28 protein-coding genes are annotated in these 24,585 nt (G+C 70.6%); 16 read left to right on the top strand and 12 right to left on the bottom strand.

Annotated elements, in window-relative coordinates; translation table 11 throughout:
- The first annotated feature begins 12 nt into the window (after positions 1-12).
- The 6 genes from AB0M87_RS29425 to AB0M87_RS29400 all read left to right on the top strand — a co-directional run bounded on the left by AB0M87_RS29425 (position 13) and on the right by AB0M87_RS29400 (position 4,316).
- Positions 13-891 carry a HipA family kinase gene (locus AB0M87_RS29425; protein WP_365858268.1) on the top strand — a complete coding sequence of 293 codons (879 nt, stop codon included), beginning with the start codon at positions 13-15 and terminating at the stop codon, positions 889-891.
- Positions 888-1,271 (top strand): DUF3037 domain-containing protein, encoded by a 384-nt coding sequence (locus tag AB0M87_RS29420; RefSeq protein WP_365858266.1) that lies wholly within the window; start codon positions 888-890, stop codon positions 1,269-1,271. The genes AB0M87_RS29425 and AB0M87_RS29420 overlap by 4 nt, the downstream gene beginning before the upstream one ends.
- Before the next feature lie 148 nt (positions 1,272-1,419).
- Positions 1,420-2,181, top strand: coding sequence for a 3-oxoacyl-ACP reductase FabG (gene fabG / locus AB0M87_RS29415; protein WP_365858264.1), 762 nt, complete (start codon positions 1,420-1,422; stop codon positions 2,179-2,181).
- A gap of 17 nt (positions 2,182-2,198) precedes the next feature.
- Positions 2,199-2,954: an SDR family oxidoreductase gene (locus tag AB0M87_RS29410; protein ID WP_365858262.1), complete on the top strand. Its 756-nt coding sequence runs from the start codon at positions 2,199-2,201 to the stop codon at positions 2,952-2,954.
- Between the two features lie 137 nt (positions 2,955-3,091).
- A complete protein-coding gene (locus AB0M87_RS29405) occupies positions 3,092-3,775 on the top strand; it encodes a uracil-DNA glycosylase (protein ID WP_365858260.1) in 684 nt (227 codons plus the stop codon).
- Positions 3,776-3,881: 106 nt separating this feature from the next.
- Positions 3,882-4,316 carry a hypothetical protein gene (locus tag AB0M87_RS29400; protein ID WP_365858302.1) on the top strand — a complete coding sequence of 145 codons (435 nt, stop codon included), beginning with the start codon at positions 3,882-3,884 and terminating at the stop codon, positions 4,314-4,316.
- A 39-nt stretch (positions 4,317-4,355) separates the two neighbouring features.
- On the opposite strand, the gene AB0M87_RS29395 is transcribed toward AB0M87_RS29400, so the two are convergent.
- From AB0M87_RS29395 to AB0M87_RS29385, 3 genes are all read right to left on the bottom strand, one after another.
- On the bottom strand, positions 4,356-4,805 hold the full coding sequence (locus tag AB0M87_RS29395; protein WP_365858258.1) for a hypothetical protein: 450 nt from the start codon (positions 4,803-4,805) through the stop codon (positions 4,356-4,358).
- A 74-nt stretch (positions 4,806-4,879) separates the two neighbouring features.
- A complete protein-coding gene (locus AB0M87_RS29390) occupies positions 4,880-5,392 on the bottom strand; it encodes a DinB family protein (protein ID WP_365858256.1) in 513 nt (170 codons plus the stop codon).
- 67 nt (positions 5,393-5,459) lie between these two features.
- On the bottom strand, positions 5,460-6,062 hold the full coding sequence (locus AB0M87_RS29385; protein WP_365858300.1) for a TetR/AcrR family transcriptional regulator: 603 nt from the start codon (positions 6,060-6,062) through the stop codon (positions 5,460-5,462).
- 102 nt (positions 6,063-6,164) lie between these two features.
- On the opposite strand from AB0M87_RS29385, the gene AB0M87_RS29380 reads away from it, so the two are divergent.
- Positions 6,165-7,385: an FAD-dependent monooxygenase gene (locus AB0M87_RS29380; RefSeq protein ID WP_365858254.1), complete on the top strand. Its 1,221-nt coding sequence runs from the start codon at positions 6,165-6,167 to the stop codon at positions 7,383-7,385.
- 11 nt (positions 7,386-7,396) lie between these two features.
- Complete coding sequence (locus AB0M87_RS29375) at positions 7,397-8,302, top strand: Gfo/Idh/MocA family oxidoreductase (protein ID WP_365858252.1); 906 nt, start codon at positions 7,397-7,399, stop codon at positions 8,300-8,302.
- On the opposite strand, the gene lnt is transcribed toward AB0M87_RS29375, so the two are convergent.
- From lnt to AB0M87_RS29360, 3 genes are all read right to left on the bottom strand, one after another.
- Positions 8,226-9,815: an apolipoprotein N-acyltransferase gene (gene lnt / locus AB0M87_RS29370; protein WP_365858250.1), complete on the bottom strand. Its 1,590-nt coding sequence runs from the start codon at positions 9,813-9,815 to the stop codon at positions 8,226-8,228. The two genes, AB0M87_RS29375 and lnt, sit on opposite strands and share 77 nt — an antisense overlap.
- A 94-nt stretch (positions 9,816-9,909) precedes the next feature.
- On the bottom strand, positions 9,910-10,380 hold the full coding sequence (locus AB0M87_RS29365) for a nuclear transport factor 2 family protein (RefSeq protein WP_365858248.1): 471 nt from the start codon (positions 10,378-10,380) through the stop codon (positions 9,910-9,912).
- Positions 10,381-10,479: 99 nt separating this feature from the next.
- Entirely contained in the window at positions 10,480-11,835 is a 1,356-nt protein-coding gene (locus AB0M87_RS29360; protein ID WP_365858298.1) for a hypothetical protein, read from the bottom strand.
- A 256-nt stretch (positions 11,836-12,091) separates the two neighbouring features.
- Between AB0M87_RS29360 and AB0M87_RS29355 the strand changes: the two genes are divergently transcribed.
- From AB0M87_RS29355 to AB0M87_RS29345, 3 genes are read left to right on the top strand one after another with little or no spacing between them, the layout of a single operon-like run.
- Complete coding sequence (locus tag AB0M87_RS29355) at positions 12,092-13,423, top strand: molybdopterin-dependent oxidoreductase (RefSeq protein ID WP_365858246.1); 1,332 nt, start codon at positions 12,092-12,094, stop codon at positions 13,421-13,423.
- Positions 13,424-13,428: 5 nt separating this feature from the next.
- On the top strand, positions 13,429-13,902 hold the full coding sequence (locus AB0M87_RS29350) for a hypothetical protein (protein WP_365858296.1): 474 nt from the start codon (positions 13,429-13,431) through the stop codon (positions 13,900-13,902).
- Positions 13,903-13,952: 50 nt separating this feature from the next.
- Positions 13,953-14,888, top strand: coding sequence for a slipin family protein (locus AB0M87_RS29345; protein ID WP_365858243.1), 936 nt, complete (start codon positions 13,953-13,955; stop codon positions 14,886-14,888).
- A 196-nt stretch (positions 14,889-15,084) separates the two neighbouring features.
- On the opposite strand, the gene AB0M87_RS29340 is transcribed toward AB0M87_RS29345, so the two are convergent.
- From AB0M87_RS29340 to AB0M87_RS29320, 5 genes are all read right to left on the bottom strand, one after another.
- Positions 15,085-16,743: an acyl-CoA dehydrogenase family protein gene (locus tag AB0M87_RS29340; protein ID WP_365858241.1), complete on the bottom strand. Its 1,659-nt coding sequence runs from the start codon at positions 16,741-16,743 to the stop codon at positions 15,085-15,087.
- Positions 16,744-16,777: 34 nt separating this feature from the next.
- Entirely contained in the window at positions 16,778-17,398 is a 621-nt protein-coding gene (locus tag AB0M87_RS29335) for a TetR/AcrR family transcriptional regulator (RefSeq protein ID WP_365858239.1), read from the bottom strand.
- 473 nt (positions 17,399-17,871) lie between these two features.
- The gene (locus AB0M87_RS29330; RefSeq protein ID WP_365858237.1) at positions 17,872-18,093 is read right to left on the bottom strand and encodes a hypothetical protein; all 222 of its coding nucleotides are present in this window, start codon (positions 18,091-18,093) and stop codon (positions 17,872-17,874) included.
- Positions 18,094-18,115: 22 nt separating this feature from the next.
- Entirely contained in the window at positions 18,116-18,991 is an 876-nt protein-coding gene (locus AB0M87_RS29325; protein ID WP_365858235.1) for an undecaprenyl-diphosphate phosphatase, read from the bottom strand.
- A 137-nt stretch (positions 18,992-19,128) separates the two neighbouring features.
- Entirely contained in the window at positions 19,129-19,833 is a 705-nt protein-coding gene (locus AB0M87_RS29320) for a TVP38/TMEM64 family protein (protein ID WP_365858233.1), read from the bottom strand.
- Between the two features lie 110 nt (positions 19,834-19,943).
- Between AB0M87_RS29320 and AB0M87_RS29315 the strand changes: the two genes are divergently transcribed.
- From AB0M87_RS29315 to AB0M87_RS29300, 4 genes are all read left to right on the top strand, one after another.
- Positions 19,944-20,090: a hypothetical protein gene (locus AB0M87_RS29315; protein ID WP_365858231.1), complete on the top strand. Its 147-nt coding sequence runs from the start codon at positions 19,944-19,946 to the stop codon at positions 20,088-20,090.
- 92 nt (positions 20,091-20,182) lie between these two features.
- Positions 20,183-21,379 carry an elongation factor Tu gene (tuf, locus tag AB0M87_RS29310; protein ID WP_365858229.1) on the top strand — a complete coding sequence of 399 codons (1,197 nt, stop codon included), beginning with the start codon at positions 20,183-20,185 and terminating at the stop codon, positions 21,377-21,379.
- Between the two features lie 105 nt (positions 21,380-21,484).
- Positions 21,485-21,856 (top strand): DUF4440 domain-containing protein, encoded by a 372-nt coding sequence (locus tag AB0M87_RS29305; RefSeq protein ID WP_365858227.1) that lies wholly within the window; start codon positions 21,485-21,487, stop codon positions 21,854-21,856.
- Between the two features lie 40 nt (positions 21,857-21,896).
- The gene (locus tag AB0M87_RS29300) at positions 21,897-22,742 is read left to right on the top strand and encodes a fused MFS/spermidine synthase (protein ID WP_365858225.1); all 846 of its coding nucleotides are present in this window, start codon (positions 21,897-21,899) and stop codon (positions 22,740-22,742) included.
- A gap of 111 nt (positions 22,743-22,853) precedes the next feature.
- On the opposite strand, the gene AB0M87_RS29295 is transcribed toward AB0M87_RS29300, so the two are convergent.
- Entirely contained in the window at positions 22,854-23,924 is a 1,071-nt protein-coding gene (locus tag AB0M87_RS29295; RefSeq protein WP_365858223.1) for a hypothetical protein, read from the bottom strand.
- Between the two features lie 108 nt (positions 23,925-24,032).
- Between AB0M87_RS29295 and AB0M87_RS29290 the strand changes: the two genes are divergently transcribed.
- Positions 24,033-24,470 carry a DUF4442 domain-containing protein gene (locus tag AB0M87_RS29290; RefSeq protein WP_365858294.1) on the top strand — a complete coding sequence of 146 codons (438 nt, stop codon included), beginning with the start codon at positions 24,033-24,035 and terminating at the stop codon, positions 24,468-24,470.
- Positions 24,471-24,585 lie beyond the last annotated feature (115 nt).

Raw genomic sequence — 24,585 nt, 5'->3', positions numbered from 1 at the left:
TGGCCTGGGAAAATGTTGGAAGAGGTCGTAGCGACCCGCTATGTCACGCCTTTGCGTGAGGGTGGCTCGCTCCCAGGGATCGTCGAGGCCGACAACCTGGGCACGTACGTCATGAAATTCACCGGCGCGGGGCAGGGCCGCAAAACACTCGTCGCCGAGGTGGTGTGCGGTCGGCTCGGCCAGCGGCTGGGTCTGCGCGTCCCCGAGCTGGTGCAGATGCAGCTCGATCCGGTCATCGGACTCTCCGAGCCGGACCAGGAGGTGCAGGAGCTGCTGAAGGCCAGCGGGGGGCTGAATCTGGGTATGGATTACCTGCCGGGATCGCTCGGTTTCGACCCGCTGGCCTATCAGGTGGACACCGTGGAGGCGGGGCGGATCGTGTGGTTCGACGCCGTGATCAACAACGTCGACCGTTCGTGGCGCAACCCCAACATGCTGGTGTGGCACGGAAATATCTGGCTCATCGACCACGGCGCCACCATGATCTGGCACCACAACTGGCCCTCGGCCATGAACTACGGCACCAAGCCGTACGACGCGTCCGACCACGTGCTGGCACCCTTCGAACCGGATGTGGCGGCGGCTGCCGCCGAGCTGGCCCCGCTGGTCACCGAGGAGTTGCTCACCGAGGTCGCGGCGGACGTCCCTGATGCCTGGCTGCGCGGCGAGGCGGGTTTCGACACCACCGACGCACTGCGCCGCGCCTACGTGGGGGTGTTGCTGGAGCGGGCCGCCACCGTCCACAGTGGAATCGTCTTCGGGCCGCAGAGTGCGACCAAACCCTCGCAGGCCCCCGGCTGGCTCACCGGCCAGGACACTCCCTGGCCGCACCCGGTCAAGCAGACCGCCGAGCAGACCGCCGAGACGTCGGACGGGGGTGGCGTCCGATGAATGACCGGGATGTCTTCGAGTACGCACTGGTGCGTGTGATGCCCCGGGTGGAGCGTGGCGAGGTGTTCAATGCGGGGGTGATGGTCTACTGCCGCGCCAAGTCGTTCGTTGCGGCCCGGACGCATCTCGACGAGGCGAAGCTGACGCTGCTGGATCCGCACGCCGATGTCGTTGGGGTACGGGCCGCGCTGCGTGCCGTCGAAGGGATCTGCCACGGCGGCAGCGCCGCGGGGCAGGCCGCTCCGGACGATGCCGGACGGCGCTTCCGGTGGCTCATCGCGCCGCGCTCCACGGTCGTTCAACCCGGGCCGGTGCATACCGGACTGACCGCGGATCCGGCGGCTGAGGTCGAGCGGCTGCTCGACCTGCTGGTGCGCTGATCGGGTCGGCGACCGGGGTGTGACGTTCACCGTTGACGCGGTGTGGCGTTGACACCGGGTGCCAGGCCTTCTAGCGTCTCGTCTGCTGAAGGTACTAAGCGGTCGCTCAGTGATCGAGCGCCGCGATCCGAGGGCGAGGAGATCCAGCATGTCCACCACCGAGCAGCGCGTTGCCATCGTGACCGGGGCAGCGCGCGGTATTGGCGCAGCCACCGCGGTACGTCTGGCGGCGGAAGGCCGCGCCGTCGCCGTACTCGACCTCGACGAGGCCGCCTGCAAGGACACCGTCGAGAAGATCACTTCCGCCGGTGGCAAGGCCATCGCGGTGAGCTGTGACGTCTCCGACAGCGCTCAGGTCGAAGCCGCGGTGGCGCGGGTCGCCGCCGAGCTCGGTGCTCCGACGATCCTCGTCAACAACGCCGGCGTGCTGCGCGACAACCTGCTTTTCAAGATGAGCGAGTCCGACTGGGACATGGTCATGAACGTGCACCTCAAGGGCGCGTTCCTGATGGCCAAGGCCGTGCAGAAGCACATGGTCGACGCCAAGTTCGGCCGGATCGTCAGCCTGTCGTCCAGCTCCGCCCTCGGCAACCGCGGCCAGGCGAACTACTCCGCCGTCAAGGCGGGTCTGCAGGGCTTCACGAAGACGCTCGCCAAGGAGCTCGGCAAGTTCGGTGTCACCGCCAACGCCGTCGCTCCGGGCTTCATCGTCACCGAGATGACCGCCCAGACCGCTGCTCGCGTCGGGATGGGCTTCGAGGAGTTCCAGGCGGCCGCGGCAACCCAGATCCCGGTGCAGCGCGTCGGCCGGCCCGAGGACATCGCCAACGCCATCGCCTTCTTCACCGGCGAGGACGCGGGGTTCGTCTCGGGCCAGGTCATGTATGTCGCCGGCGGCCCCCTCAACTGAACAGGTAAACAACAGACATGACTGCACAGGACAGTGGGAAGGCAGCACTCGTCACGGGTGCCAGCCGCGGGATCGGATACGGCATCGCCGAGGCGCTCGTCGCCCGCGGGGACCGGGTCTGTATCACCGGCCGCAACGAGGACGCGCTCAAGGCGGCGGTGGAGAAGCTCGGCTCCGACCGGGTGATCGGTGTCGCCGGAAAGGCGCACGACGAGGCGCACCAGGCGGTGGCGGTCGAATGCGCCATGGAGGCCTTCGGCCGCGTCGACTTCCTCGTCAACAACGCCGGTACCAACCCGGTGTTCGGCCCGATGGCGGAACTCGACCTGAGTGTCGCCCGCAAGGTCTACGAGACCAATGTCATCTCGGCGCTCGGCTTCGCCCAGCAGACCTGGAAGGCCTGGCAGCGGGAGAACGGCGGTGCGATCGTCAACATCGCCTCGGTCGCCGGTGTCTCCGCTTCACCGTTCATCGGTGCGTACGGCATGAGCAAGGCGGCGATGGTCAATCTGACCCTCCAGCTGGCCCATGAGTTCGCCCCGGTCGTCCGGGTCAACGCCATCGCCCCCGCCGTGGTGAAGACCAAGTTCGCCGAGGCACTGTACGAGGGCCGCGAGGCGGAAGCAGCGGCCGCCTATCCGCTCGGACGGCTCGGTGTGCCCGAGGACATCGGAGGCGCTGCCGCTTTCCTCACCTCCGACCAGTCGGGCTGGGTCACCGGTCAGACACTGGTCGTCGACGGCGGCATCTTCCTCAACGCGGGCGTCGCCTGACCGCGGCCGCTCGCCGTCGGCACACTCACCGCGCGACCCCGGGCCACCGCCCGGGGTCGCTGCCTCCGGGTATCGATGTCAGTGGTCGCCGGTAGGTTCTGTGATCAGAACGCATCGCACACCGGAGGTTTGTGGACGTGACCGGAATCGACATGCTGCCCGAGTCCTGGGGCGGCGTCCTGGGCGAAGAGCTGCAGAAGCCCTACTTCAAGGAGCTCACCGAATTCGTCGAGGAGGAGCGGGCCAAGGGGCCCGTCTATCCGCCGCGTGAAGAGGTCTTCGCCGCTCTGGACGCCACGCCGTACGACCGGGTGAAGGTGCTGATCCTCGGTCAGGACCCGTACCACGGCGAGGGCCAGGGGCACGGGCTGTGTTTCTCGGTGCGCCCGGGCGTCAGGACACCTCCGTCGCTCCGGAACATCTACAAGGAGATGAGGGATGATCTCGGCCATCCCATTCCGGACAACGGATATCTGATGCCATGGGCCGAGCAGGGCGTGCTGCTGCTCAACGCGGTGCTGACGGTGCGGGCTTCGGAGGCAAATTCCCACAAGGGCAAGGGCTGGGAGACGTTCACGGACGCGGTGATCCGCGCCGTCGCCGCGAGGCCGGATCCCGCGGTCTTCGTTCTCTGGGGGAATTACGCGCAGAAGAAGCTCCCGCTGATAGACGAGGAGCGGCATACGGTGGTGAAGGGCGCCCACCCCTCCCCGCTCTCCGCGAAGCGGTTCTTCGGCTCCCGGCCGTTCAGCCGGATCAACGAAGCGGTTGCCGCACAGGGGCACGACCCCATCGACTGGCGTATCCCCGACCTGGGCTGACCGGGGGCGCTCGAGAGAGGCAGCAGCGCGGAGCGACCGTATTCGTGCACGGGCAGAGGAGGCGGCAGTGGCGCAGTCGCAGCAGGACGGGCCGGAGGACGCCGTCATGACCAGGATCGGCCAGGTGATCATGCTGCTGCACGGCGGGGACCGGGAGGAGGCCCGTAACCGGTTCGGGGCACTGTGGACGGAGATCGCGGAGACGGGTGACGCCCTGCACCGCTGCACCCTCGCGCACTACATGGCGGACACCCAGGACGACCCCGAGGACGAGTTGCTCTGGGATCTGCGGGCGCTGGCGGCTGCGGACACACTCGACGACAAGCGGGTCGCCAGGCACGACTCCGCTGTCGCCGTCCGCGGTTTCTATCCGTCGCTGCACCTCAATCTCGCCGCCGACTACCTGAAGCTGCGGCGCAGCGAGGCTGCGCGTGACCACCTGGCCCGTGCTCGGTCCGCGACGGACGCACTGGCCGACGACGGGTATGGCAACGGCATCCGCGCGGCGATCGACCGTCTCGAGTGGCGGCTGGCGGAGTGATGCCCGGCGCGGGGGGGGGCGGGGGGGCACCGGCCGGGTTCAGTTCCCGTAGGTCCGGCGGCAGATCTTCGCCTGCGGGCTGTCCGGTCGCCAGCCGCCGTACGTCTTGCCGAGCGCACAGACGTCGACGGTGGCTGCGGGCCGGGGGGCGGCGCGCGGCAGTCGTAGCCGGGGCGCGCGGTGCTCGGAGTGCGGGGGCTGCGGACGGACCCGCTGGGCGGGGCCGTCGCCCCCCGCCGCTCCGGACCGCGCTGCCGCGGTCCGCGGCGCGGCCGGAGTGGGCCGACGGGTGCGTGAAGGCGCCGGGGCCACGGTCTCCAGCGCCGCTGTCCCGGGCCCCTGCACGATCTGCGGCTTCACCTCCGGGGTGTGAGGGTCCGTTCGCGGGGACGGTACGGGAGAGGGGGCCGCGGGGACGGCGACACAGCCGGTGACGGCCCAGACCGCGGCACCCAGCAGGGCGATAGCGATGATCTTCGTTCGGTGCACTCGCCCACTTTGCGGCGTGCGCCACCGGTTCGGCGGGCCGGTGGGGAGAATTTGGCCCGCATGAGTGACAGGGGCTAATCGCCGGTGACGCCGTCGATCCGTTCGCGCAGGAGGTCGGCGTGCCCGTTGTGGCGGGCGTACTCCTCGATCATGTGCGTGTAGATCCAGCGCAGACTGAACTGCTCACCGCTGCGGTGCCGGCCCGTGGACAGGTCGTCGAGCGAACGACCGGCGACCAGTCGGCGGGCGTGGGCGATCTCCGCCTGCCAGGTGGCGTGCGCCTCGTCCCAGGCGTCCGCCTCGGAGAGATGGAACTCCCCGTCCGGGTCCTCGTCGCTGCAGTAGAGCGTCGGAGTCTCCTCATCGGCCAGTACCCGGCGGAACCAGCCGCGCTCCACCTCGGCCATATGACGTACGAGACCGAGCAGGGACAGCTCGGAAGGGGGGACGGACGCGGTACGAAGCTGCTTGTCATCAAGCCCCGCGCATTTCATCGCCAAGGTGTCCCGGTGGTACTCCAGCCAGCCGTCGAGCATGGTGCGTTCATCGGCGGTCACGGGCGGTTCGCTGCGTTGCGGCTCAGTCATGCGGATCATCTTCGCGCACCGGTCGGCTCGGCCGCCAGGGTGGATGACCGCGGGGGACCTGCGCCGTTCAGCCCGCCAGCATCCCGTGCAGCAGTTCACCGAAGCCGCGGCGGAGCTCCTCTCGGCTGGGAACGTCATCGTGGTACGAGCCGGCCGCGCAGGAGAACATCAGCCCCTCGCACCAGGCCACCAGCGACAAGGCGTGCCGCTCCGGCTCAGGGGACCCCGCCCCCCTCATCAGGGCCACCAGTGGCTCACGGAACTGCCGCCCCGCCCTGTCGTAGAACTCCCGCAGTTCGGGGCGTCTGGTGGCCTCGAGGGCCAGTTCGTAGCGGGAGACGAGCAGTTCGGGGTGGCGGGTCAGATACCGGTGCAGGGCGGTGGCAAGCGATGCGGCCAGATTGTCCCTGCCGTGTGCGGCGACATCAGCGGGAACCGGCATCGCGTCCGGCGTGAGCACCGCGGCCTCGCGCTCCGCCTGCCGCCGCACAGCGACCTCGAGCAGGGCCTGCCGGGTGCGTGCGTAGTTCGACGTCGAGCCCTGGGGGAGGCCGGCGAACTCGTCGACTGCCCGGTGGGTGAGGCCGCGCATGCCGCGCCCGGCGAGCAGCTCGAGGGCGGAGTCGGCGATGAGTTCGGCACGGGGCGCGCCCATGCGGGATGCGGCCATCATGCCGTCAATCTACCGGAGGCACTACGCCTGTAGTACGGTGGTTGCTACTACACCTGTAGTAGAGCGTCCGGCTCGGAGCCGGGCGGATGAGGAGGCGTCATGCACGACGAGGAGTTCACCTCACGCGCCATTGTGATCGGCGGCGGTATCGGCGGGCTGGCCGCCGCGGCTGCTCTCCACCGGCGCGGCTGGCGGGTGAGTGTGCTGGAGCGCTCGCCCTCCCTCGAACCGGTGGGATCGGGAATCTCCCTTGCGCCCAATGCCCTGCGCGCCCTCGATGTCATCGGGCTCGGTGACGAGATCCGCGGGCTCTCCGCCTGGCAGGGCGATGGTGGGATGCGCACCCCCGGTGGCCGCTGGCTCTCCCGTACGAATGCGGAAGCCGCCGCGAAGGCCTTCGGCGGCTCACTGGTGCTGCTCCATCGCGCCATGCTGGTGGAGCGCCTGGCCTCGTTGCTGCCGGCCGGGTGTGTCCGTGTGGGCGCACCGGCCGAGCTGTCGGATCCCGGTTCTGCCGACCGCCCTGCCGTGGTCCGCACCCAGGAGGAGGAGATCGAGGCAGGCCTCGTCGTGGCCGCCGACGGCATCAACTCCGGTGTGCGCCGGGTGCTCTTTCCCGGTCACCCGGGCCCGGTGTACGCGGGGTTCACCACCTGGCGGGTCATCGTGCCCGCGCCGGAGCGCCCCTTCCCGCCGCACGAAACCTGGGGGCGCGGCAGACTGTGGGGCAGCCAGCCGCTCAAGGACGGCCGCATCTACGCGTACGCGGCGGCCGCGGTCCCCGAGGGCGGCCACGCGCCCGACGACGAGAAGTCCGAACTGCGGCGGCGCTTCGGCGGCTGGCACCATCCGATCCCCGCGGTCATCGCAGCCGCCGAGCCCGGGCAGGTGCTTCGCCACGACGTCCGTCATCTGGCCGAGGCGCTGCCGGCCCACCACCACGGCCGGGTCGTCCTGGTCGGTGACGCCGCCCATGCCATGACACCGAGCCTCGGACAGGGCGGCAATCAGGCTATCGAAGACGCGATCGTGCTGGCTCACCATGCCCTGCCCGGGCCCGGCCCCGGCCCGGCGCTCGCCGCCTATACGGCCGAGCGGCTGCCGCGCACCACTGCCATCGCCCGCCGCGCGGCCAGAACCGGGAGGCTGACCACCCTGCGCAGCGCCCCGGCGGTGGCCCTGCGCAACACCGTCATCGCCGCCGTCTCCCGGCTCGGGCCCGGCCTGGTGCTCCGCACCTTCGCGGACATCGCGAACTGGCAGCCGCCGCAGCGCACGTATGCTGCGCAGGCACAGAACCAGGACGGGACAAAGCGATAAGGGAGGCCCCTGTGAAGGTCGGCTGCATCGGGCTCGGGGACATCGCGCAGAAGGCGTACCTGCCGGTGCTGACCACCACGCCGGGCATCCAACTGCATCTGCAGACCCGGACACCCGCCACCCTCAGCCGTACCGCAGCGACCTACCGGATCCCGGCCGACCGGTGCCACGCAGACCTCGACGGGCTGCTCGCCGAGGGTCTCGACGCCGCATTCGTGCACGCACCGACCGCCGCCCACCCGGATATCGTCGCCCGGCTGCTGGAAGGCGGTGTGGCGACCTATGTCGACAAGCCGCTCGCCTATCAACTCGCCGATTCCGAGCGTCTTGTGCGCCTCGCCGAGCAGCGGGGCATCAGTCTGGCGGTCGGCTTCAACCGGCGGTTCGCCCCCGGATACGCCCAGTGCGCCGACCATCCGCGCGAATTGATCCTCATGCAGAAGAACCGCGTCGGGCTCCCCGAGGACCCGCGCACCCTGGTTCTCGACGACTTCATCCACGTCGTGGACACGCTGCGCTTCCTGGCACCGGGCCCTGTCGAGCGGATGGATGTGCAGGCGCGGATCCGCGGGGGCCTGATGCACCATGTGGTGCTGCACCTCTCCGGCGACGGCTTCTCGGCCATCGGCACCATGAACCGGATGAACGGTTCCACCGAGGAGATCCTCGAGGTCTCCGGCCAGGAATCCAAGCGGCAGGTGTGCAACCTCGGCGAGATCGTGGATCACAAGGGCCAGCCGAGCGTACGCCGGCGCGGCGACTGGGTACCGGTGGCCCGCCAGCGTGGCATCGAGCAGTGCGTCACGGCGTTCCTCGACGCGGTCAGGGCGGGCGAGTTGCTCAGCGCCCAGGAGGCTCTGCGGACTCACGATCTGTGTGAGCGTGTGGTGCTGCGGGCTCTGGAACAGGCCGCCTGAGCGCCCGGAGGCCCTCGACCGCGCCCAGCAGGACGAGTACGGCCAGCGCACCCGGGACCGGCCAGTCGCCGAATCGCACGTAGAGCGTCGTCCCCTCGCCAAGCGGAACGTCGTACACCGCGGCAGCGCTGCGGTCGGTGCCGAGCCAGGAACCGACGCGCCGGCCGTCCGGCCCGTACACCGCGCTCACCCCGGTGAGCGTGGCATGCACCATCGGCCGTCCGGTCTCCGCTGCCCGCAGCGCCGCCAGTGAAGCGTGCTGTTCGGGCGCCCAGCTGTGCTGGAAGGACGAGGTCGCCGACTGCGCGACGAGCACCTGGGTGCCGTCCCGCGTCAATTGCCGGCTCATGTCGGGGAAAGCGGTCTCGAAGCAGACCAGCGGCCCGACCCGCAGACCGTCCGGCAGGGTCATGACGACCTGACGGGTGCCGCGCTTGCGGTCCTCGCCGGCGGCCCTGCCCACCGAGGTCGCCCAGCCGAGCACCGACCGGGCCGGGATGTACTCGCCGAACGGAACGAGACGCATCTTGTCGTAACGGTCACCGGTGAGTCCGGCCGGGCCGACCAGCACGGAGCTCTTGTAGATGCCGGTTTCGTCGGACCGCCTGGCATCCACATTCACCAGGATATCGGCGCCGGTCAGCCGGGAGAGCGCGGCGATCCGGCGGGCCAGATCCGGCCGGGTCGCGAGGTCGTGGCCGACGCTGCTCTCCCCCCATACCACCAGGTCGACGTGGTGCCCGGCCAGTTCGCGGGTGAGCGCCTCGCTGCGGGCGAAGCGCGCGTCGGCATCTTCGACGATGCCCGGCTGAACCACGGCGATGCGGGTGCGGCCGTTCTCCGCGGGCCGCGGTGCCCACAGCGAGGCGGCCCCGGTGACGACGACGCAGGCCACCACTCCGGTCGCGGCTGTCGTCCGCGCCGAGTCGACCACGAGCAGCGCCACCACCGCGGTATTGACCGCCACCACCAGGAGGCTGACCAGCCAGACACCGCCCACGGCGGCGAGCCGCAGGGCAGGCCCCACCTGCCACTGGCTGGAGCCGAGCAACCCCCATGGACCGCCGAGCCCCTGCCAGGATCTGACCAGTTCGACCATCAGCCAGCCGGAGGGCACCACGAGCAGCGCGGCGGCGACCCGCGAAGCGGCCACCACTCCGCCCAGCATCCGGCGCACCAGCCAGCCCCACGGAGCCCACAGCAGCCCGAGCAGCGCGGCCAGGACCACGATGAACACATTCAGGCTCGGCAGTAGCCAGTGGTGCACGGCGATCATGAAACCGGTGCCGCCCAGCCAGCCGTCGAGTGCGGCCCGCCGGGGGGTGGGGGCCGCACGTACGAGGAGCATCCAGGGAACCAGCGACACATAGGCGAACCACCACAGGGACGGCGCGGGGAACGCGAGCGAGGGCAGCGCGCCGGCCGACAGCGCCGCCGTGCCGCGCCACCGGCACGAGTCCTGCCACCGGGGCGGGAGGACCTGCCTCCACGGCCGGCCGAGCCGGATCCGCATCAGCGCCTCCTCGCACTCGGCCCCGCGTGCAGTCTTCCCTCAGTGTGCGGGAGTACGCGGGGCCGGGCCGCGCGAAAAAGCCGGAAGCGGTGTGTCAGGCTGCGCCGGGCGCCTCGGGTACCTGCCGCCACTTTTCCCGGACGACGACATCGCGCAGTCGCCAGCCGCCGTCGGTGCGCACCAGGCCGAACGCGTAGCGGCCACCGGACAGGAAGACGGCGTCGTCGAGCCCGGTGGTGGCCGGCCGCATCGGATTCAGGTAGTCGGCCTGCACTTCGGCCCGGTCGCCGGGGTAACCGCCCAGGTCCTGGATGTGCAGCCGGCGGTTGACGATCAGATGCTGGCGTACCGGGAAGAGACGCAGGGTCTCCGCGAGCCAGTCGGCGACCTCGGCGGCCGGCCCTTCCACCCCGCCGGCCGCGCGGTAGTCGGCTCGGCCGTCCGCGCTGAAGAGGGCGCGGTAGTCGGCCCACTCGCCGTCGTCCACGGCCACCGCGTAACCGGTGATCAGTTCGTCGATGTCCAGCCGGTCCATCACGGTAGCGAGTTCCACGCGCTGAGTCATCGGCTCAGTCTCCCGTAGGGGCGGCCCCCGGCCAAGGGGTAGGCATGATCGTGGTGTCCGGAGTCGATCGCTTGACGGGGAGGACCGAGCGGCAGGTCGTCACCACCCGGTGAGCAGCAGATGGTTGACGAGCAGGGCGAGGACGCCCTGCAGGGTGAGCCAGCGGCGCGCGTCGCGGGACGGGAGCAGCGCCGCCGCGGGCAGCAGCCAGACGGCGAAGGGGATCCAGATGCGCTCGGTCTCCGCCTTGCTCATGCCTGACAGGTCGGCGATGAGCAGCGCCACCAGCGCGGCGAGCACCAGCACCACAAGGCGGTCGTCGGCAGTGGTCCGGCGGCTGTGAAGTCTCCGTACGGCGCCGGGGGCGCAGGCCAGCGCCCGTCGCAGACCGGCCACCGACGCGAGCCCGGTGATGATCACCGCGTTGGCGAGGTTGCCCCAGATCCAGTAGCTCTGCGGCCGGATGCCGCCCGAGCCCTGGTAGTAGCGCTCCACCAGCAGCTGGTAAGCCTCCCACCAGTTGAACCCCGCGAGGGTGAAAGGCAGCGCCACGAGCGCCACCCCTGCCAGTACCGGCGCCACCGGGCGCAGCGTACGGGTGAGCAGCAGGACAGCGGCGGCGGGCACGGCGACCAGAGTCAGCCCGTAGGAGACGTAGAGCGTCCAGCCGAAGAGCAGACCGGACGCCAGCGACAGGAGAACGGGGTGGCGGGCCGTCCGGGAGGCGGCGACGGAGAGCAGGGCCAGGGCCCAGGCGGCGACGGCAGCGAAGTAGCCGTCCGCCGATGTACCCATCCAGACGGCGGCCGGAGCAAGTACCAGAAACGGTGCGGCGCGCCGGGCGGTCTTCTCGTCGGTGAGAGCCCGCAGGCCGACCAGGACTGCGGCCGCCGCCGAACTGCCGACGGTGATGCACCAGACGCCCGCCCATCCGCCGCCGCCCAGGCCGATCCGGTCCAGCCACACGAAGGTGAGGGTGGCACCGGGCGGGTGGCCTGCCACGTGTGCGGGCCAGTTGTGTGGGGTGCCGATCAGGATGTGGTGGGTGAAGTCCCGCAGCGCCGGCCCGATGGCGGCGAAATCACCGATGACACGCAGATATTCGTTTCTGGTGGTGAGCTGCTCGGCGACGCCGCGATACCACCCGTCGATCAGCGCCAGCGACCAGATCCAGGCCATCGCGACGCCCCAGCAGCCCAGCACGAGTGTGCGCCACCGAAGCCGGCTCGCCAACCCGGGGGCGTAGCCGATGACCGCGGCTGCGACGCCGATCGCGCCGGGGGTGCCGGGGCCCACATGCGGAAGCCAGTCGGCCAGCAGTGGGGGCCATCCGACCCGCAGGGTGCCGTCAGCATGTTCGATGGCGGTGCCGACGACGACGGCCGCCACCACGAGAAGGGCTCCGCCCAGGGCGGCCAGTACGTCCGGGCGGCGCCCGTCACGTCCGGCTCGCACGGGCGCGGCCTGGTCCTGAGAGGCGGGGGCTGGTGCGGGGACAGTCACGGCCCCACGCTAGGGCCCCGACCTGCCCGTACGACGGCGCCGCCGCCGCACGTCACCGAACCGTCAGATCTCGCTGCCGGTGCTTCTGCGGCAATCACCATGACGTCAGCGTTTCGTCATGGGTCGCAGCCGTCCGCCGACCCGTGCCCCGGCTTAGCGTCGGAGCACGGCGGTGCACGACCGCCACCGGGACCGCCGAGGAAGTGCCATGGGCGTCAAAAAGAGGGCCACCATCGGACGGAAGTCCGCCGTCCGGCAACGGGTCGCGCGGATTCCGTCCCCCACCGGGCCGGAATTCTGGCGCAGCCCGCTGCGCGGGCCGTGGCTGACGGCGCTGCTCGGCGTGGTGCTGCTGGCCGGGATCACGGTACTGATCGTGACCGGGCTGCTGTCGTACGCCGCGTACAACCCGAATCTTGCACCGGTCAACGACAAGACACCGGACAAGGGGCTGCTCGGCTTCTACCTCTTCTCCTGGCCCACCCATCCACACTGGCTCTACCGCCTCACCCAGGGGGTGCACGTCACCCTCGGCGTGGTGTTGGTCCCGGTGCTGCTGGCCAAGTTGTGGTCCGTCATCCCGAAGCTGTTCGCGCTGCCCCCGGCGAGATCGGTGGCGCATGCGATCGAGCGGATCTCCCTGCTGTTGCTGGTCGGCGGGGTGCTCTTCGAATTCGCCACCGGCGTGCTCAACGTCCAGCTCGACTACCTCTTCCCGGGATCGTTCTACCCGCTGCACTTCTACGGCGCCTGGGTGTTCATCGGAGCGTTCGTCGCTCATGTGGTGCTGCGATTCCCGCTGGCCATGCGGGTGCTGCGGGAACGCGGGCTGCGCGCTCCGCTGCGCGAACCCGCAGCCTCGCAGCAGGAACCGCCGGACGCCTTCGGTCTGGTGGCACCGCGCCCGGAAGCGCCCACGCTCTCGCGGCGCGGGCTGCTCGGTCTGGTGGGAGGCGGATCGCTGCTGCTGTTCGTGGTGACGGCCGGACAGAGTATCGGCGGCCCCCTGCGCAGACTGGCGCTGCTGGCCCCGCACGGCGGTCCGGAGCCTGCTGCCGGCCCCCACGGCTTCCAGATCAACAAGACCGCGCACGGCGTCGGTATCAGGGCCACGGACACCGGCGACGACTGGCGCCTGACGGTGCGCGGGCCCGATGGCCGCACGGTGCGGCTCAGCCGGGACGATCTGTTGCGTCTTCCCCAGCACGGCGCACGGCTTCCGATCGCCTGCGTGGAGGGCTGGTCGACGCCCGACCAGGGCTGGTCCGGCGTACGACTGCGGGACCTGGCCGCCCTGGTGGGGGCAGGCGACCGGCCGCCGGGGGCGCTCGTGCGCTCACTGCAGTTGCGCGGCTCCTTCCGGGTGGCGGCCCTGCGGGCCAACCAGGTACGCGACCCCAGGTCGCTGCTGGCGCTGCGGGTCAATGGGGCCGAACTCTCGCTCGACCACGGCCATCCGGCGCGGATCATCGTCCCGGCGGCGCCCGGGGTGCTCAACACGAAATGGGTGGCGTCGGTGACCTTCGGAGGGCTGTCGTGAAGCGAATGAGGCGCTGGTACGGCGAGGGCCCGCTGCACTTCGTGATCCTGGCGGTGTCCCTGGCGGTGGCCGGGTACGCAGGCGTGCGGCTGCTGGACGGCGACTGGTTCGCGATCACCGTATGGTTCGTCGGCGCGGCCGTCCTGCACGACCTGCTCCTGGTGCCGCTGTACGGGCTGGCCGACCGGGCGCTGCGCAGGGTGCCGGGAATCCGCCGCAGGAGCTTGACCAACACCCTGCGCGTGCCGACGGCACTCTCCGGGCTGCTGCTGCTCGTGTGGTTCCCACTGATCCTTGGCCCCGACCCCCGTTACGAGCGGGCCACCGCACTGCCCGGTGGAGTGTTCCTGCTGCGGTGGCTCGTGATCAGCGCGCTGCTGTTCGCGATCTCGGCGCTGTGGCGGCTGACCCGTCCGCTGAGGAGGCGGCGCAGCACGGCGGACGCTCGGCTGACCGATGCTTCCTCGACCCGAGGATGATATGAGGCCTATCGTGTAAATGAGAGGAAATCTGGACAGGTGGTCACGTTATGGTCGCAGATCTGGTGACGGCACTGGTGGTGGTCGTGTGTCTCGGAGCCCTGTACGCGGCTTCGGCAGCCCGAGTCGTCAAACAGTACGAGCGCGGTGTGGTCTTCCGGCTGGGACGGCTGTCGGATGCCGTGCGGGGACCGGGTTTCACCACGGTGGTGCCCTTCGTCGACCGGCTGCACAAGGTGAACCTGCAGATCGTCACCATGCCCGTTCCCGCACAGGAGGGCATCACCCGCGACAATGTGACCGTACGTGTCGACGCGGTGGTCTACTTCAAAGTGGTCGACGCGGCGGACGCGGTCATCAAGGTCGAGGACTACCGTTTCGCGGTGTCCCAGATGGCGCAGACCTCGCTGCGTTCGATCATCGGTAAGAGCGATCTCGATGATCTCCTGTCCAATCGCGAAAAGCTGAACCAGGGCCTGGAGCTGATGATCGACAGTCCGGCCATCGGGTGGGGCGTGCAGGTCGACCGGGTGGAGATCAAGGATGTGTCGCTGCCGGAGACGATGAAGCGGTCGATGGCCCGGCAGGCCGAGGCGGACCGTGAGCGGCGGGCCCGGGTGATCAACGCGGACGCCGAACTGCAGGCGTCGAAGAAGCTGGCCGAGGCGGCCGGCGTGATGTCGGACCAGCCGGCCGCTCTGCAACTGCGGCTGCTGCAGACCGTGGTGGAGGTCGCATCCGAGAAGAACTCCACGCTGGTGCTGCCCTTCCCGGTCGAACTGCTGCGCTTCCTCGAGCGGGCCCAGCAGCAGCTCCCCGGCCGGCCGGGGAGCGACCAGCCGGAGTCCGACCAGTCGGCGTCCGGGCAGCCCGAACCGTCCGATCCGGCCGGGTCGCCCGTGCGGTTCGAGCCTGTGCCGCCCGCTGAGGGGGTGAACCCCGCGACCGACGACGGGCGTCCTCCGGAGATCGGTGGCAGCACCTGACCGGGCAACCTCCCTGCTGTCCCACCACAGTTCGCGCGCCGCCCGCTTTGCCTTGCGCGAACCCGCCGGCGCGGATGGCCGTCTCACTTACCGGGTCAGCCCTGCTGATCGGTCCGCCGCCCGCGGCAGCCGAACCCGCGCCGTTAGCCGCGGTCGACTCCGCTCCGCCGAATGCCGCGATGGCCGGCGGCCGCGATCAGACGGGCAGCCGGTCCAGCAGCCCCGCGAAGTCCGCGCCCGGCGGCAGGGTCCCGAAGGCGAGCCCCCGGTCCCCGGCGAGGCGGGACGCGCAGAACGCGTCGGCGACGGCCGCCGGCGCATGGCGGACCAGGAGCGAACCCTGCAACACGAGCGCCGAGCGCTCGATGAGACGACGGGCGCGCAGCGGAGCGTCCTCGGTGAGAACGAGTTCGCCGCGCAGTTCCCGCCAGGCACCGTCCAGGCGCCGATCGGCGCCGGTGGCTGCCTCGACCTCGGCACGGAGGGCCTCGAAGGACTCGGGCTCGCGCGCGAGGGCGCGCAACATGTCCAGGGCGTTGACGTTGCCCGAGCCCTCCCAGATGCCGTTGAGCGGGGCCTCGCGGTAGAGGCGCGGCATGCCTGATGCCTCGTCGTATCCGTTGCCGCCGAGGCATTCCAGCGCCTCGGCGACCGCGGGGGGCTGCCGCTTGCACACCCAGTACTTGCCCACGGCCGTGGCGACCCGCAGGAAGGCGCGCTCCCGGGCGTCGCCGCGCTGGGCCCGGTCGGCAGCCCCGGCCAGGCGCAGCGCGAGTGTGGTGGCGGCCTCGGACTCCAGTCCGAGGTCGGCGATCACGTTGCGCATCAGGGGCTGGTCGATCAGCTTGGCGCCGAACACCGCGCGGTGGCGTGCATGGTGGGTGGCCTGCGCGAGGGCGGCCCGGGTGCCGGCGGCGGAGCCGAGAACGCAGTCGAGGCGGGTCATGGTCACCATGTCGATGATGGTGCGTACGCCCTTCCCCTCGACGCCGACCAGCCAGGCCACCGTGTCGTCGAACTCGGGTTCGCTGCTGGCATTGGAGCGGTTGCCGAGCTTGTCCTTGAGCCGCTGGATGCGGAACGTGTTACGGCTGCCGTCCGGCAGGACGCGCGGCACGAGGAAGCAGGAAAGGCCGCCGGGCGCCTGGGCGAGCACCAGGAAGAGATCGTTCATCGGAGCGCTGGTGAACCACTTGTGACCGCGCAACCGCCAGGTCCCATCGTCCTGTTCGGCGGCGGAGGTGGTGTTGGCGCGTACGTCGGTGCCGCCCTGCTTCTCCGTCATGCCCATCCCGGCGAGCAGGCCGCGCTTGTCGGCGGGGCGGCGCAGGCCGGGGTCGTAGACGCGGCTAATGAGCAGCGGCTCGTACGTCTTGGCGAGGTCGGGGGAGTGGCGCAGCGCCGGGACCACCGCGTACGTCATGGAGACCGGGCACAGGTGCCCCGGCTCCAGCGTCGTCATCAGCATGAAACTCGCGGCGCGTGCGACGTGGGCCCCAGGACGCTCGACGGCCCAGGCCGCACCGGTGAGGCCGGCGCCCACCGAGACGTCCATCAGGGAGTGGTAGGCAGGGTGGAACTCGACCTCGTCGACGCGGTGGCCGTAGCGGTCGTGCGTGCGCAGCACAGGTTCGTGTCGGTTGGCCTGGTCCGCCCAGCCCTGCGCCTCCTCGCTGCCGACGAGGCGGCCGAGGCGGTGGAGATCGTCCAGGTGCCACTGCGCGCCCTCACGGCGCACGCCCTCGAGCAGCACCGCGTCGTCCGCGGTGTCGTGGCCGGTCAACGGCGGGGGCTGGTTGATCACTTCGTGGGTCGCGGCGGTGGGGTGGCTGCGAGGTGCGGTGGGCGTGGGCATGGATCTCCTCCGGGATGCGGTGGCGCGGATCGGGTCAGGGCCGGTGCGCGGCGGTCGGGGCGCCCGCGCAGCGCAACGCCATGGCGGTGAGTTCGGCGAGGAGCTCCCCGGTGGCCTTCTCGTCCGGGGCGGCGAGCGGGTCGACCAGCACCTCGCCGATCGCCCCGGTGAGCGCGGCCGCGGTGATCTCACTGTTCTGGGCCGGCAGCAGACCTTCCGCCGCGCCCTCCTGTACTACCTCGGCGAAGAGGGTCCGGTAGCGGCGACGGAAGTCGAGCCGCTCGGCACCGACCGCGGGTTCGGCCGGGGCGACCAGCAGGGCGTACGCCAGACCCCGGTTCTCCAGGGCGCGGCGGGCGAAGACCTCGACGCCGCGCCGGAGACGTTCGACCGGTGTTCCCGGGCCCTGCAGCACCTCGCCCAGCACGTCGACCTCGCGTCCGGCGGCGCGCCGGAACACCTCGACGGCGAGCGCCGCCTTGGACGGGAAGTGCTGGTAGACCGAGCCGGCCGCGATCCCCGCCGCATCGGCGACGGCGGTCACGGACGTCTGCGACCAGCCCACTTCCGCGACCACCGACGTGGCGCAGCTGATGAGGCGCTCTCTGGCGGCTTCGAGCCGATTGATTTCGGCTGGGGTCTTGCGGTAGGCCATGGAAGAAGTGAACCACCATTCAGAGTTTCCTGCCAGGGCCCGGTCCCGCCGGCTGCGCTCGTCAGGAGAACTTGAATGCACCCCAGTGCCCTGCTGGACGGCGCGGTTCGTTCCGCAGGCGACCAGGAAGCAGTGGTCAGTCGCGAACGGCGATGGCGACACCGCGAGTTCGCCGCCGCGGCCCGGCGCGCGGCGACCGAGCGGCGGGAGGGCGGGCTGCGGGAGGGCGACCGCCCGGCCGTGATGACGTACAACATCCTGCGACCCTGCTCGCGGCGTTCGGCGTTCGGCACCCGGGCGCCACGCTCGTGCCGGTCAACCACGCTGCCTCGGAGGGCGGGGACGTGCGCCGGCTCGTCAGTCACGCGGACGCCGGCGCGGACCGACTTCCGCCGATGCCTTCGAGGCCCTGGTCGGCGCGGGCGAACCGTGGATCGAAAGCCCGGCGATCGTGGACCGGAGGAAGGAGGCGATCAGCGCCGGCGGCGAGAACTCTCCTCGCAGGAGGTGGCGGGTGCGCTGGGCAGCCGCCCCGACGTCCTCGGCGTCGCCGTCGTCGGGCGCCCGCGCCCACGGTGGTCCCTGGTCTGATGGTCCACCAGCGCGTCGATGCCCCAGCCGCCGGCGATCCAGGTGTCGACGCCCGCGGCGGGAAGTACGGCGAGTACGGAGTGCACACCTGCTGCGGTCATCATGAAGGGGCTCCATGACCTGGTGTCAGCCGCCGGCCGGCCCCGCATCCGGGGCGAGGGCGCCGGTACCGACGAGGAAGAAGAGCGCGGCGCCGAGCAAAATCCGGTAGACCACGAACGGCATGAAGCTCTTGGTCGTGATGAATTTCATGAACCAGGCGATGACCGCGTACCCGACGGCGAAGGCGACCACGGTGGCGAGGAGGGTCGGGCCCCAGGCCACCCGGCCGTCACCGCCCGCGTCCTTGAGCTCGAATACGCCCGAGGCCAGCACCGCGGGGATGGCGAGCAGGAACGAGTAGCGGGCAGCCGCCTCGCGGGTGTAGCCCATCAGAAGTCCGCCGCTGATCGTGGCACCGGAGCGGGAGACGCCGGGGACCAGGGCCATCGCCTGGCACACACCGTAGACGAGGCCGTCCCTGACACTCAGCTCCCGGAGCGACTTGCGCTCCTTCGCCGCCCGGTGCCGGCCGCCCGTCTCGTCGAGGGAGGCCCGACGGTCGGCCAGGCCGAGCACCAGACCCATCGCGATCAGTGTGAACGCGATGACGCGCAGGTCGCGGAAGGTGGTGTCGATCTGGTCCTTCAGCACCAGGCCGAGCACTCCGATCGGGACGGACCCGACGATCACGAGCCATCCCATCTGTGCGTGGTGGTCGCTGCGCAGTGAACGATCGGTGAGGGAGCGGAACCACGCCGAGACGATCCGCGCGATGTCCCTGCGGAAGTAGATGACGACGGCCGTCTCGGTCCCGAGCTGCGTGACGGCTGTGAAGGCCGCTCCCGCATCGGGCCAGCCGGCGAATGCCGACGTCAGACGCAGATGAGCGCTCGATGACACAGGCAGGAATTCCGTCAGCCCCTGTACGAGCCCGAGGACGATCGATTCGAACCAAGACATGGGCGTGGGCCGTCCAAGGGATCAAGGGAGTCGGCTCAAGGGGCCGTTAGGCGGGGGAGCGTAACGACCGCAGGTGTACGTACGGTGACGCCCAGCCCTACGGTCGGCCAACCAGCCACCTCGTGCGGCCTTCGGACTCAGGCCCCGCTCAGCCGGTGGCGCTTGCGCCAGGCCACCACCGCGGCTCCCAGCCCCGACAGCGCGATGAAACCCATCGCGATCAGAAAAGTGGGGGAGGTCGGGGAGGACGCCTCGCTGCCCGCCACCACATAGGCCGCCGTGTTCGGAATCGAACCGAGCCCCGTGGCCACCAGGAACGGCAGCCACCCCATCCGGGAGACCGCGGCGCAGTAGTTGGCGGCGGCGAACGGTACGCCAGGGAAAAGCCGGATGGCGAGCATCGAGCGGAACCCGTGCCGGCTCAACTGCCCGTCGGCCGCCTTGAGCCAGCGTCCGCGCAGCAGCGGGCGCAGCGCGCTCTGGCCGAGCCCACGGCCGAGACCGAAGGCGATCCCCGCACCGAGCACCGTCCCGGCGATGGCCGCGCCGAGCCCGGCCTGGCTGCCGAAGAGGGCGCCCGCCGCCAGGTTGAGCAACGGCCGCGGTACGAAAGCCGCTGTGCAGCCGCCGTACGCAGCGGCGAAGAGGACGACGGCGGAGACGCCACTGAGCTGTGGCGGCCAGCCGGCGGCGATCAGATGCTGCGGCTGCAGAAGCAGCATCGTGGTCGCGGCGGCCAGTAGCACCACCACCAGCAGCGAAAGCCGCGACCACGGGGAAACGAGGGTCCTGGCGCAGCGCGCGGCAAGGCGGGCGGCGGGTGGGGCAGCGGACTCCAGCATCCGGGGAGACTAACCGAAACCTGCATATGATCGTCGTAACCGGGCTCATCCGGCTCGCTCGCCGGAAAACCCGTCGACGTGCCCGGCGCCGGGCAGGCATGATCGACGGCATGTTCCGGTACGCCTTCCTCGCAGCGCCGTCCGCAGTCGCGGGCGGGCCGAAGGTTGCCGGTTTCCCGGATTCCGCGATGACCGCAGCGGCCTGCACGGCAGTCGCACCCGCAGCGGCCGCGCACATCGGCGGCGCTCGAAGCTGACCCTTCCCGGATCGTCCGGCGGACCCCGCAGGGGGAGGGTCGGCCAGGCCCGGGGGTCCCGTCACGTTTCGACATTTCCGAGGAAGAAAGCCATGTCCAAGACGGCATACGTGCGCACCAAGCCCCACCTCAACATCGGCACCATGGGCCACGTCGACCACGGCAAGACCACGCTGACCGCCGCCATCACCAAAGTCCTCAGCGACCGGGCCGGGAGCGGTACCTCCTTCGTGTCCTTCGACCGGATCGACCGGGCGCCGGAGGAGGCACAGCGCGGCATCACCATCAACATCGCGCACGTGGAGTACGAGACCGACACCCGCCACTACGCGCATGTCGACATGCCGGGACACGCGGACTACATCAAGAACATGGTCACCGGCGCGGCCCAGCTCGACGGGGCGATCCTGGTGGTCTCCGCGCTCGACGGGATCATGCCGCAGACCGCCGAGCACGTGCTGCTGGCCCGTCAGGTCGGCGTGGACCACATCGTGGTCGCGCTGAACAAGGCGGACGCCGGTGACGAGGAGCTGGCCGACCTGGTCGAACTGGAGGTCCGTGAGCTGCTCGACGCGCACGGGTACGGCGGTGACGCGGCGCCCGTGGTCCGGGTGTCGGGGCTCAAGGCGCTGGAGGGCGAGCCGCGTTGGACCGCGTCGATCGAGGCGCTGCTCGACGCGGTCGACACCTATGTGCCGGTTCCGGTCCGCTACACGGACGCACCGTTCCTGCTCCCGGTGGAGAACGTGCTCACCATCACCGGTCGCGGCACGGTCGTCACCGGCGCCGTGGAGCGAGGCACCGTGCGGGTCGGTGACCGGGTCCAGGTGCTGGGCGCCGACCTCGACGCGGCCACCACCGTCGTCACCGGTCTGGAGACCTTCGGCAAGCCGATGACGGAGGCCCAGGCGGGAGACAACGTGGCGCTGCTGCTGCGTGGTGTGCCGCGCGACGCGGTGCGCCGCGGGCACGTGGTGGCAGAGCCGGGCAGCGTGGTGCCACGCCGCCGCTTCACCGCCCAGGTGTACGTACTGTCGACGCGCGAGGGAGGCCGCAGCACCCCGGTCTCCACGGGTTACCGGCCGCAGTTCTACATCCGTACCGCGGACGTCGTGGGGGACGTGGACCTCGGTGACACGGCGGTCGCCCGCCCGGGCGACACGGTCACCATGACCGTCGAACTGGGACGCGAGGTACCGCTGGAGCCCGGCCTCGGTTTCGCGATCCGCGAGGGCGGACGCACGGTCGGGGCCGGCACGGTGACCGACGTCGACCGGACTGTCTCCTAGCGGGCACGACGGTCCGGCCGCCGGGGGAAGAACCTGGGCGGCCGGACCGTCAGTGTTCCGGCGGCTCGCTTCCCGCCCGTGCGGGACATCCGTAGCCTGCGAGGCATGGATCACGAAGACGCCCGGGCCGTGCGCGCGGCCATCGACGGCGAGTTGAGACTTCTCGACCCCGTGGTCCGTGCCTCGGAGGCTCTCGTCACCGAGTTGCTGGATCCCGCGTTCACCGAGATCGGAGCATCCGGCCGGCTCTGGGACGCGACATCGATCCTCACCGTGACCGTCTCCGGATCGGTGGACCCCGAGTCTCCGGTCGAGGTCAGCGAGATGTCGGGAACCGTGCCGGCACCGGGCATCGTTCACCTGACCTACCTGGCGGACGACCGGGTCCGCCGGGTCCGCCGCAGCTCGCTGTGGCGTCGCACGTCCAGGGGCTGGCGGATGTACTTCCATCAGGGGACCCCGGCGGGCGAGGCGTAGCGGAGCGGCCCCGGTCGCGGGCGGGCGGCACAATGGAGCGGTGAACGATCCGATAGCGGTGATCAGGGACGTGGACTGCGGGACCGCCAGACTGATGCCGGATGTCGACCGGGCCCGGGCCTGGCTGCTCACGGTCGACGGAGCACCACAGTCGTACGTCGATCTGGACGACCCGGCCCATCTGGAGTTCGAGTACGCCCGCAGGCTCGGCCATGTCGTGGACTGCGCCGCGGAAGAGAACCGACCGCTCGACCTGATCCATCTCGGCGGTGGCGCACTCACCCTGCCCCGCTACGCCGCGGTGGTCCGGCCCGGGTCCCGGCAGCAGGTGGTGGAGGCGGACCGGGAGCTGATCGAGCTGGTCAGCGAGTATCTGCCGCTGCCGGCAGGGCAGTCCATCAGCGTGCACGCCGGGGACGCCCGCAGCTGGCTGGCCGGCGCACCGGAGGACTCGGCGGACGTCCTGATCGCCGATGTATTCGGTGGTTCACGGGTCCCCGCGCATCTCACCTCCGTCGCGTACGCACGGGTCGCCGCGCGGGTGCTGCGCAACGACGGCGTGTACGCGGCCAATCTCGCCGACGGCGCGCCGTTCACTTTTCTCCGTTCCCAGCTGGCCACGTTCGCCGCGGTCTTCGCGGAAACCGCGCTGATCGCCGAGCCGTCCGTGCTGCGCGGCCGACGGTTCGGCAACGCCGTGCTGCTCGCTTCGCACACGGAGCTCGATACGGCTCGGCTGGCGCGTAGGACGGCGTCGGACGTCTTTCCCGCCCGCGTCGTGTACGGCGCTGCGCTGGCCCGGTTCACCGGCGATGCGAAGGCGGTACGGGATTCGGCAGCGGTCGCGTCGCCCGAGCCGCCCGAAGGGGCCTTCAGCATCGGCTGACCCGCATGGGGTGGCGGGGGCGGTGCAGGGGCGGCGGTGGCGGGAGAACCCGAAGGTGCTCGCCACCCCGCCACCCATGAACCGGCCCGGTGAACGGCGGACTTCCGCTGATCAGCCGGCGTCCGAGCCCGTCGGGTCACCGGCAAGCCGGACGGTGCTGAGGATCTTGTCGATGGTTCCCTGCTCGAGGGCGCCCTTGACGCCCGTGCTGTTGTACAGCGAGAAGGCCACGAAGTCGCCGGTGGAGTTCTTGAAGCCGAAGGTGATGGCCTGTCCGTCGGTGCTGCACTTGCTCTTCTTGGGCACACCCGTCGCCCAGGCCCGCGCCAGGCTTCCCGTGACCCCGGCCTTGGTGGTGTAGGGCTTCGACTTGGAGGTCTTCACCAGCTTCTTGTTGGGCTGGGTGTACGCGCCGTAGACCCACCAGGGCACCTGGTTCTCGGCCACTTCCTGAGTGTTCTTCGCCCCGTCCGCGCCTTTGGTGCCCGCTCCGCCGAGCCCGGTGTCCTCCGAGTTCCCGTCCTTGTCCGCGTCGTCCGTGCACCACTTGGACTTGTAGAACGCGGGCGCCGACTGGATGATCACCGGCTTGCCCTTGTCGTCCTCGAACCCTGATGCCATCCCGGACTTGGCGACTTCCCAGTCGGGCGGTACGTCGAACGCGGTGCCCCACTTCGGGTTGACGACGACCTTCCAGCCGGCGATGACCGGCTTGACCGCGCCGCCGGTCCGCGGGTTGGCGCTCGGTGACGTCGCGGTGGTCGGTTGGTCGGACGCTGCGGGCGACGACTTCTTCTTGTTGTCGGCCTGAACCGTCTTGCCGTTGCCGCCGTCGCCCCGGAACACGACCACGCCGGTGATCACCGCGGTGGCCACCACGGCCGTCGCCGCGACGATGGCGATGATCGTGGTCCTGCGTTTGCCGTCACCCGGCGGCCGCGGCGCGCCGGGCGGCGTCGCCGCGGCGTACTGCGGCACCGTCGGCTGCTGGTACGGATTGGGCTGCTGGTACGGATTCGGCTGGTCGTTCCCCGGCTGCTGGTAGCCCGGTTGAGGAGAGCCGGGCTGCTGGAACCCCGGTTGCTGGTATCCCGGCTGTGGAGAGCCAGGCTGCTGATAGGGATTCGGGTTCTGGTCCTGCGGGTTCTGCTCGCCCCCGGGCGGCTGCTGTCCTGGCCACATGGCGAGTAACGATAGAGGGGCGGCCGGGGCCTTGCTACGTCCGCCCCTGTGGAGGGATGGCCAAGATTGCCTACTCGCGGGTAACATCTTCTCATGAGCGCAGATCAGATGACCGCAGGCGAGTTGCTCGCTGCCACCGTTCCGATGGTCGGGACCCTCGGCCTGGAGTTCCTGGAGACGACGGCGGAGCGCGCCGTCGTCCGGTTGCCGGACCAGGCCGCCTACCACAACCACATCGGCGGGCCGCACGCCGGAGCCATGTTCACCCTCGCGGAATCGGCGAGCGGTGCGGTCGTGATCGCTGCGTTCGGTGACCAGCTCAACCGGGCCGTGCCGCTCGCAGTCCGGGCCGAGATCGACTACAAGAAGCTCGCGATGGGCGGGGTGACCGCGACCGCGACCCTGGGCCGACCGGCGGCCGACGTGGTGGCCGAGCTCGACGCGGGCGAACGTCCCGAATTTCCCGTCCTCATCTCCATCCGGCGTGCGGACGAGGCGGTGACCGGTGAGATGAAGGTCATCTGGACGCTGCGGCCCAACGCCTGACCGCACCGGCCCCGCCGTACGCATCTCGCGGAAACCGGAAGGCGCCCCCTTGGGTGGGGCCCCTTCCCGCCGTCCGAACTCCTTGCCGGGCCAGCAGGTAGGCTTCCCCGCAGGC

This window comes from Streptomyces sp. NPDC051320 (assembly GCF_040682175.1).
Classification (GTDB): domain Bacteria; phylum Actinomycetota; class Actinomycetes; order Streptomycetales; family Streptomycetaceae; genus Streptomyces.
Note: the sequence above shows the minus strand (reverse complement) of the source record. Positions and strands in the feature narration are given on the sequence as shown.